At 61.4% G+C, this 8324-nt stretch carries 8 protein-coding genes; 3 read left to right on the top strand and 5 right to left on the bottom strand.

Translation table 11 applies throughout. The features are described from left to right. Positions 1-232, top strand: a 232-nt coding sequence (locus FHS79_RS18580; protein ID WP_207792446.1) for a hypothetical protein, incomplete at its 5' end; no start/stop codon positions are given. On the opposite strand, the gene FHS79_RS18030 is transcribed toward FHS79_RS18580, so the two are convergent. The 3 genes from FHS79_RS18030 to FHS79_RS18020 are packed head-to-tail and all read right to left on the bottom strand — an operon-like array spanning position 225 to position 3514. Continuing rightward, a complete protein-coding gene (locus tag FHS79_RS18030) occupies positions 225-1835 on the bottom strand; it encodes a GTP-binding protein (RefSeq protein ID WP_184203162.1) in 1611 nt (536 codons plus the stop codon). The two genes, FHS79_RS18580 and FHS79_RS18030, sit on opposite strands and share 8 nt — an antisense overlap. A 36-nt stretch (positions 1836-1871) precedes the next feature. Further along, positions 1872-2795 (bottom strand): sulfate adenylyltransferase subunit CysD, encoded by a 924-nt coding sequence (gene cysD / locus FHS79_RS18025; RefSeq protein WP_184203160.1) that lies wholly within the window; start codon positions 2793-2795, stop codon positions 1872-1874. Next, positions 2792-3514, bottom strand: coding sequence for a phosphoadenylyl-sulfate reductase (locus tag FHS79_RS18020; RefSeq protein ID WP_184203158.1), 723 nt, complete (start codon positions 3512-3514; stop codon positions 2792-2794). Before FHS79_RS18020 ends, cysD begins: the two co-directional genes overlap by 4 nt. 173 nt (positions 3515-3687) lie before the next feature. Here FHS79_RS18020 and FHS79_RS18015 point away from each other — a divergent pair, with 173 nt between their 5' ends. Both FHS79_RS18015 and FHS79_RS18010 read left to right on the top strand, forming a co-directional pair. Beyond that, on the top strand, positions 3688-4152 hold the full coding sequence (locus tag FHS79_RS18015; protein WP_184203156.1) for an Lrp/AsnC family transcriptional regulator: 465 nt from the start codon (positions 3688-3690) through the stop codon (positions 4150-4152). A gap of 199 nt (positions 4153-4351) precedes the next feature. Next, positions 4352-7288 (top strand): Tn3 family transposase, encoded by a 2937-nt coding sequence (locus FHS79_RS18010; RefSeq protein ID WP_184203154.1) that lies wholly within the window; start codon positions 4352-4354, stop codon positions 7286-7288. Positions 7289-7365: 77 nt separating this feature from the next. On the opposite strand, the gene FHS79_RS19260 is transcribed toward FHS79_RS18010, so the two are convergent. Then, positions 7366-7710, bottom strand: a complete 345-nt coding sequence (locus tag FHS79_RS19260) for an IS66 family transposase (RefSeq protein ID WP_184203152.1) — start codon at positions 7708-7710, stop codon at positions 7366-7368. An 81-nt stretch (positions 7711-7791) separates the two neighbouring features. Then, complete coding sequence (gene tnpB / locus FHS79_RS18000) at positions 7792-8154, bottom strand: IS66 family insertion sequence element accessory protein TnpB (protein ID WP_184203150.1); 363 nt, start codon at positions 8152-8154, stop codon at positions 7792-7794. Positions 8155-8324: the final 170 nt, after the last annotated feature.

Genomic DNA, 8324 nt, shown 5'->3' with positions numbered 1-8324 from the left:
TCGGCATGGCAAACTCCTGTCCGTTTGCCATCTTGAATCAAACCCAGCCGCCCGCCGCAACCCCCCCGAGTCACGATCATCGGATCTTGGTATTAGTAATCAAACACACTTTTATTCAAGATTGCAAACATCGGCTTCTATCGTTTTTGATGGGCTGGGTGAAAATTCTGGCAAACCCCGCGCGGTTCTTGCCTACAAATACGCTCCCGCTTATTGCATGCCAGTCAGATAATCCATTCGACAGCCTGCCATTCCTCTTCCGGTTCATGGTCGATGCGGTGGCCGGGGTGCGCTTCGTCCGGCGTCGCCCCGATTGCGACAATCACATGTATCCCGGCGTCGCACATCAGCCTGGCAATTTCGCGCGCGCGGCGCACAAGCTCGCTCTGCCCTGCCGCAGTTGGGGGCAAGTCCACCGCCAGACCCTGCCGGAGGGACGGCTCGTCGAGCAGGACCGCAGGGCGGCCGCGTGCACGAAGCCGCGCCACTCGCATTGCTGCCCAGGCATGGGAACCCGCCCAAGCCGGCGCGACCCATTCAATGACGCCGCCCAGATCACGCGCCGGGCCGGCGTTCGTGGTGTCAGGAAACGATCGCACCAGACCGGCAGCGATGGTCGCATTGGTGAATTTGTCGATGAGAATAAACCCACCGAGCGTGCGGCTCTTGGCATAGCTAATCCGCGGGATGCCGCGGTCGAGCGCGATTCTGACATCGCCGATGTCGTTGAGGCCAAGCGTGGCTGAGGTGGGTGGTCCGCTCACGCGCGCGGTCAGCAGTTGCGTGCCGGTCTTGAGCCAATAGCTGCGGCCCGGAGCGAGCGGCTCATCTGCCATCCAGATGAGCGTTGCATCGAGCGCGCTTGCCGGACCTTCATGAGGAATGTCGGCGGCCACAATCAGGTCGCCCCGCGAACAATCGATAGCTTGATCAAGCACCAGCGTCACCGATTGACCGGCAACGGCAACGTCGAGATCGCCGTCATAGGTGACGATCCTTTCAATCGTCGCGCGGCGACCTCCCGGAAGCACCGCCACGGTTTGCCCTGGCACAACCTGCCCGCTCGCGATGCGCCCGGAATAGCCGCGAAAATCCTGATGGGGACGATTGACCCATTGGACCGCCATGCGCAGCGGTGCGTCCAGCGGACGGTCGACGACAGGCACCGTTTCAAGATGGTCCAAAAGTGTGGCCCCCCCATACCAGGACATGGCCTCGGAACGACGGACGATGTTTTCACCGCTCAGGCCCGAGACCGGAATCGCGGTGAACCGCTCGATTCCGATGCTGTCGGCAAAGCTTCGAAAATCTTCGACGATGGCATTGAAACGCGCCTCGTCATGGCCGATCAGGTCCATCTTGTTGACCGCGAGCACCAGCTCGCGGGTGCCGAGAAGATGGACGATCTTGCTGTGGCGGCGGCTTTGCGGCAGCAACCCTTTGCGCGCGTCGATGAGGATCACTGCGAGGTCGGCGGTCGATGCGCCGGTGACCATGTTGCGCGTGTATTGTTCGTGGCCCGGCGTGTCGGCGACGATGAACTTGCGTCTTTCTGTCGCAAAAAAGCGATAGGCCACATCGATGGTGATACCCTGTTCGCGCTCGGCGGCGAGGCCATCGACCAGCGACGCGAAATCGGGAACGCCAACTTCCGACTTCGCGAGCGTTGCGACCTGATCGTCAAAAAGCGCATGGCAGTCGTGAAGCAAGCGGCCGATCAAGGTCGATTTGCCGTCATCCACCGAGCCGCAGGTGATGAAGCGCAGCAGCGACTTCTGCTCGGCGGCGTCGAAATGACGGGCAACTTCAGCGCGCGCCTCGTCTTCGCGTGACACGACGGACTTCAAGAGCCGAGTTTGCGCTATCGGCATTCAGAAATAGCCTTGCTGCTTCTTGCGTTCCATCCCCTGGCTTCCGTCATCGCGGTCGATGGCACGGCCCTCGCGTTCGGACGTCACGGCGGTGAAAGTTTCGCGAATGATTTCGGCAAGCGTTGTTGCATGGCTCTCGACCGCGCCGCTGAGCGGGTAGCACCCGAGAGTGCGAAAGCGCACCGAACGCAGGACGGGCTGCTCGCCTGGGTGCAGGCGGAAACGCTCGTCGTCCACCATGAGGATCATCCCGTCCCGCTCCACCGTCAGGCGGGGGGCGGCGAGATAGAGGGGTACGATCGGGATGTCTTCGACAGCGATATATTGCCAGATGTCGAGTTCGGTCCAATTGGAGAGTGGAAAGACGCGGATCGTCTCGCCCGGCGCTTTGCGCGTGTTGTAGAGGTTCCACAGCTCGGGGCGCTGGTTCCTGGGGTCCCAGCGGTGCTGTGGGGAGCGGAAGCTGAACACGCGCTCCTTGGCGCGGCTCTTCTCCTCGTCCCGCCGCGCGCCGCCGAAAGCGACATCGAACCGATACTGCTCGAGTGCCTGCTTCAATCCTTCGGTTTTCCACATGTCGGTATGGCGTGCGCCATGATCGAACGGGTTGATCCCGAGCCTTTCCGCCTCCTCGTTGCGATGGACGATAAGTTGCATGCCGGTGTCGGCGGAAACACGGTCACGCAGCGCATACATGTCGCGAAACTTCCATGTCGTGTCGACGTGCAGCAATGGAAATGGCGGGGGTGCGGGATAGAATGCCTTTTGCGCCAGCCGCAGCATAACGGCGGAATCCTTGCCGATCGAATAGAGCATCACCGGCCGCTCGGCCTCGGCAACGACTTCACGCATGATCTCGATGCTCTCGGCTTCGAGCAACTGGAGATGGCTGAGCCGGGGACCAGGGTGGCTGATGGTGTTCATGCGCGGACCAGTCTGCCATCGGCACCAACATGAAGGCCGCATTCCCGAGCTTCATCCTGTTCCCACCACCAGCGCCCGGCGCGCTCGGATTCGCCGGGAAGGATTGCGCGTGTGCAGGGCTCGCAGCCGATCGACACGAAGCCCTGCGCGTGCAGCGGGTTTACGGGAACGTCGAGCTGCGCGCACCCTGCCTCGACCTGCGCGCGCGACCAGTCGAACAATGGCGAGAACTTGGGGAGGCCGCGTGCCTCGTCATGGCCGACCAAGGCCACGGCGCCGCGATCCCCCGACTGGTCGGCGCGAAGCCCGGTTATCCAACCCGATGCGCCTGCCAATGCGCGTGCCAGCGGCTCGACCTTGCGGGCATGGCAGCAGGCCAGCCGCGCATCGCGCGAGCCACGAAAGCCATTGATTCCCCAACGCGCAACGAAGCCTGCCACAGCCTCGCCATCGGGCTGAACCGACCGGATGCGGACACCATAATGTTCCTCGGTTTTCTGCCAAAGCGCATAGCTGGCGGGAAAGAGCCGGCCGGTATCGAGCGAGACGATTGCAATCGGCAAGTCCTGGCGCAGGATATGGTGTGTCAGCAGCTGATCTTCGATGCCGAAGCTGCTGGTGAAGACGAGGCCGGTGGGTATACGTGCAACGATGGCGCGCAGGCGCACAGCAAGGTCCGCCGTATCGAAGGACTCTATCTGAGATGGAGAATTGAGCATTTTCTTCTCATTCCGCTCAAAGGCAGATGCGCTGAACTGCAATTAACATCGCGACGGAAGTCGATATGATGTCAGTGCAAGAGCCCCACAACCACACGCATAAAGATAAGATGGAGCTTGCTCGCCAATGGGCTAGGCTTGGAAGAATTTGCTCATTTTTGGAGTGCAGGAGCATGGATCTTGTGGACAGAAAAATCCTGGCGATCCTTCAGCAGGATGCCGCGCTCCCGGTCGCTGAAATTGCGAGCCGAGTCGGTCTCTCACAAACGCCGTGCTGGCGACGCATCCAGCGAATGGAGGCTGCCGGCACAATCCTGCGTCGCGTGGTGCTTCTCGATCCCGATGCGATCGGGCTTGGTTTGACGGTGTTTGTCGAAATCCAGACTGGCGACCATTCGGACGAATGGCTGCTTCGGTTTGCACGGCTGGTAACCGATCTGCCCGAAGTGATGGAAGTTTACCGGATGGCGGGCGAGGTCGATTATCTATTGCGGATCGCGATCACCAATATGGCGGCCTATGATGAGTTCTACAGGAAACTGATTGCGATGTTGCCGCTCAAGAATGTCACGTCGCGATTTGCAATGGAGCGGGTAAAGTACACCACCGCCTTTCCTGTGCCGATGCCAGCAAAGTAGCAGGTTTCAACGCCCAACTTTCATGCCGGCCTCACCGGGGTCCACGTCATTTTGGTGCGCAAAGTGACGTTAAGCAAGTCGTTGGAATGGTTTGATAAATCGGTTTCCGATTGAGCTAACAGACTGAGTTTGCTGCATATCCTGTTATTTGCAGAATTTTTGGCGAAAGCTAGGCTGGCCAGGCAGCTGGAGGCGATTCGTGAGCGATTGGGAGAAGCGCTATCTGGGGTGGGAGCATTTCCCGGTCGGGCTGGACGAGGCGGAGATTGCGGTATTTTTTGCGCTGGCGGAAGCTGACTTGGCGGCGATCAAGGTACATCGGCTTGACACCAACCGGCTCGCAGTGGCTATCCAGATTGGTTATATGCGCATGACTGGTGTGGCGCTCAATTCGGTGGAAATGATCCCGCCGGCGGTGCTGACCTATGTGGCTGGGCAGCTCGATCAGACGCCGCCGCAACTGACGTCGATCAGGGCGTTGTACCGCCGCCGCCGCCGGACGCTTTACGACCATCAAGAGGTTGCACGCTCGGTTCTGGGATTGCGTGTCCTGAGCGAGCATGGACGCCGCAAGCTGAAGACACATTTGCGCAAGATCGTGCCGGTTCAGGTCGTCCAGCGTGAATTGGTCCGGGAGGCCCGGCGCTGGCTTCAACACAACCGCTGCCTGCAGTTGGGCGAGCGGACTTTGCTGGATCTTGCGCGCGAGGTACGGCGCGACTTCGAGACGGGCTTGCGCGAACGTCTGTCACAGATCATCGGCGATGTCCCTGCGACGCGCTGGGTTGACGAGCTTCGCGCCGAAGCGTCCCCGGGTGTCAGCCGGCTCGAGTGGTTGCGTGCTGGCCCGAAGTCGAAGCGCCCGAAGGGCCTTGCCGATCATTTTGGCAAGCTGCGGTTTCTCAAGGAGATGGGGGCGGACCGGCTTGACCTTGGCCTGACCGAACCGGCGTTGCGCGCATTGGCGATGCCGCTGCGCCATCGCAAGGCGGCAGCGCTGCGGCCGGGCACGGACCAGCTGGCGCTTGCCTGTTTTTTGCGGCTGCGCCGACACGAGCTTGGCGACCATGGGGTGGATGTCGCCCTTCACCGGACCGCCGATGTGTGGCGCCAGGCACGGCAGCGTGCAGAAGACAGGCAAGCAGGCTTGTGGCGGCGCCTGCGGCAATTGCCGCAGGATCTGGCGCTGCTTGCGGGCGATGCTAGTCTTGAAGACAGCAGATTTCGCGCTGCCGCGCTTGAACTCGTCGCACCGTTCGTCGCGCAGGAAGCCATCGCCCCAACGACGCGGGTCGCGCTGATCCGCGAAGAGCTTGCGGGGCAAGGTTTGGCAGTGAGCGAATTGTTGGCGGCCTTTACCGAGATTGGGGTCGATGTAAGCGGAAACGCGGCCCTGACCCTGGCACTTTCGACGCTCGCACGCATCGACGGCGAGAACGCCAAGATGCTCCCGCAAGCCACTGTCAATCCGTTCGGCGCAACCTGGCAGGGGCTGATCGCTCAGGCAGACCGGCGGCAGGCGCTTGGTGCCTACAAGGCCGCGACTTTGCTGTTGCTCAAGCGCACATTGCGCAACGGGCAGGCACATTGCCCGGTCAGCTTGCGATATCGCGCCATTGATGATCAGTTGATCCCTGATACGACATGGCGGCGTGACAAGTGGGTATTGATCCGCGCGCTCGGATTGCCCGGCGGCCCCGAGCAAGCACTGTCTGGCTTGCGCGCCAGGCTGGGCTCGGGCCTTGCGATGCTGGCCCAAGCCGTAAAGGCAGGCGACGTCCGGGTCGAGGATGGGCATTTCGTCATCCCCAAAATCAAGCCTGACGTCGAGGACCCTGCCACTGCCGTGGTCCGTCGCCGCATCTTTGGCCGCATTGGTCCAACCCAGCTTGCCGACATCCTGGTCGAGACCGATAGCGTGACGCGCTTCAGTCATGCAGCGCTCGGGCGCGCTCCGCGGGGCGATGCAGAACTGATCGCCTTTTACGCCGCCTTGTTGGCCTTGGGTTCGGATCTCAGCGCGGCGGACATGGCGCGGATGGTGCCAGGTCTCGCTGCTGACACGGTTGCGGCGATGATCCGCCGGATTGAGCACAGCCTCGATCATGGAAAAAGCGGACTTCGTGCGGCCAACAACACGGTTCTCGACCATTTTCGTCGCCTGCCTGTTGCAAAGCTTTGGGGTGATGGTGTCACCGCCTCCAGCGACATGATGAGTATCGAGACAAGCCGCAAACTATGGTCTGCCCGGCTTGACCCCCGACGCCGGACAGCATCGGTCGGTACCTACACCCACATACTTGACCAATGGGCAATCGCCTGGGATCAGCCGATCTTGCTGGGCACCAGGCAGGCCGGTGCTGCAATCGAGGGTGCCTTACGACATACAGGCATCGAGCGGCTCGCCGTCGACACGCACGGCTATACCCATTTCGCGGCCGGAATTGGCAAGGCGCTTGGCATCGACCTGTGCGTGCGCCCTTCTGGCCTCGCCGACCGCAAGCTTTACCTGCCGCGCGGCTTTGCCGTACCCGATGCACTGATCCCGATCACCCGGTGCTCCGTTGCGCCGGGCACGATTGTTCGAGGCTATGACGAATTTCTACGTGTGGCAGCGTCGCTGAAACATGGCTGGTGCAGTGCAAGCTGGTTGATCGAACGCTTTGGAAGCGCAGCAAAGGGCAATCCTGTGTACGAAACCGGCGCTGCCATCGGCGAGCTTGCGCGTACGATTCACCTTTGCGACTATCTGGCCAACGAAGAGTATAGGCGCACGATCCATGCCCTGCTCGCTCAGGGCGAGGCCGTCCATACCTTGCAGCGCGCCATCCATGACGGACCCATTACCGCAGCACATGGTCGCTCCAACGAGGAGCTTACCGCAATATCCGGGGCCCTCACCCTGATCGCCAATCTGGTTATATTCTGGAACGCCCGAAATATCGACGCCATTGTCACCGAAGCCCCCGATCAGTTCGATCAGACTCATCTCGCGCGCATCGCCCCCATCGCTCACGCCCACATCAACATGCGTGGCACATTGCGCTTCAACCTTCAGCTACACCGCGATGCGCTCCTCGATTATTCCTTGAAGATCACTCCCAAAGCTCAAAATTGGAGACAAAGCCGAAAATAACAGGATATTCAACAATATCAGTCTGTTAGTCCGTATATAGGCCAATTTATCTAGTTATTCCAATGACTTGCTTAACGTCACTTTCCGCACCAAAATGACGTGAACCCCAGCTTGGCTTCCACCTTGGCGATGGCGATGCTGAGGTCTTCCATCACCAGCTCGAACTGATCGTCGTCGAGCTTCTCCGAGCGGGGCCCGAAGCGGTGGCGCGCGAAGGCAGCAATGATGCTGCTCAGCCGCACGATCTCGGCATCGGCTTCAGCCTTGGCAACGGCATTGCGCTCAGCTTCGGCATTGATGCGCTCTATCTCCGCCGTTGCGTGCTCTACCTTCGCCATAAGCCGTGCCGTCTCGGCGCTGGCGGCGACGATCATGGCGCGGAGCACCTCGGGATCATCGGGGAGATCGGCTTCGGCAAGCATGATAGGGGCAGTGAATCACGCGCGCGCACGCGCGTCGAGAGCTTGCGGACAACCGAGTCAGTTTATCGCAGGATCAACGCATTAGCCGGCTTGCTGCGGGACCTTGGTCCGCCGCGCCTGGTGCACACGGCGCCAGTCCAGTCCTTCGAGCAGCGCACCGAGCTGGGCAGCGGTCAGCCGCATCACGCCATCATGCACCGACGGCCAACTGAAGGCACCGGCCTCGAGCTTCTTGGCCATCAGGCACAGGCCGGTGCCGTCCCACCAAACGAGCTTTACCCGGTCGGCCTTCTTCGCCCGGAACACGTAGACGACGCCTGAGAACGGATCGCCGCCGAGCTGGGCTGTCACCAGTGCCGCCAGGCCATCCATCCCCTTGCGGAAATCCACCGGCCGTGTGGCGACCAGCACGCGGGTAGCACCGTTAGGACCCAGGCCCGTCACCGACCCGCCTTCAGCGCGTCCAGCACCGCTGCGATCAGGGTCGCATCGGCACCGCGGCCGATCCGCACCGAAATGCCGTCCATGCTGACCTCGATCGGTGCTGCACCGGCACCGCTCCGCGCCCGGCGCAGGCGACGGACAGGACGACGCGCGGAAATCGGCGCCGGCAC

This window comes from Polymorphobacter multimanifer, assembly GCF_014205635.1.
Classification (GTDB): Bacteria; Pseudomonadota; Alphaproteobacteria; order Sphingomonadales; family Sphingomonadaceae; genus Sandarakinorhabdus; species Sandarakinorhabdus multimanifer.
The sequence above is the reverse complement of the archived record's forward strand: the minus strand, read 5'-3'. Positions and strand labels throughout refer to the sequence as shown.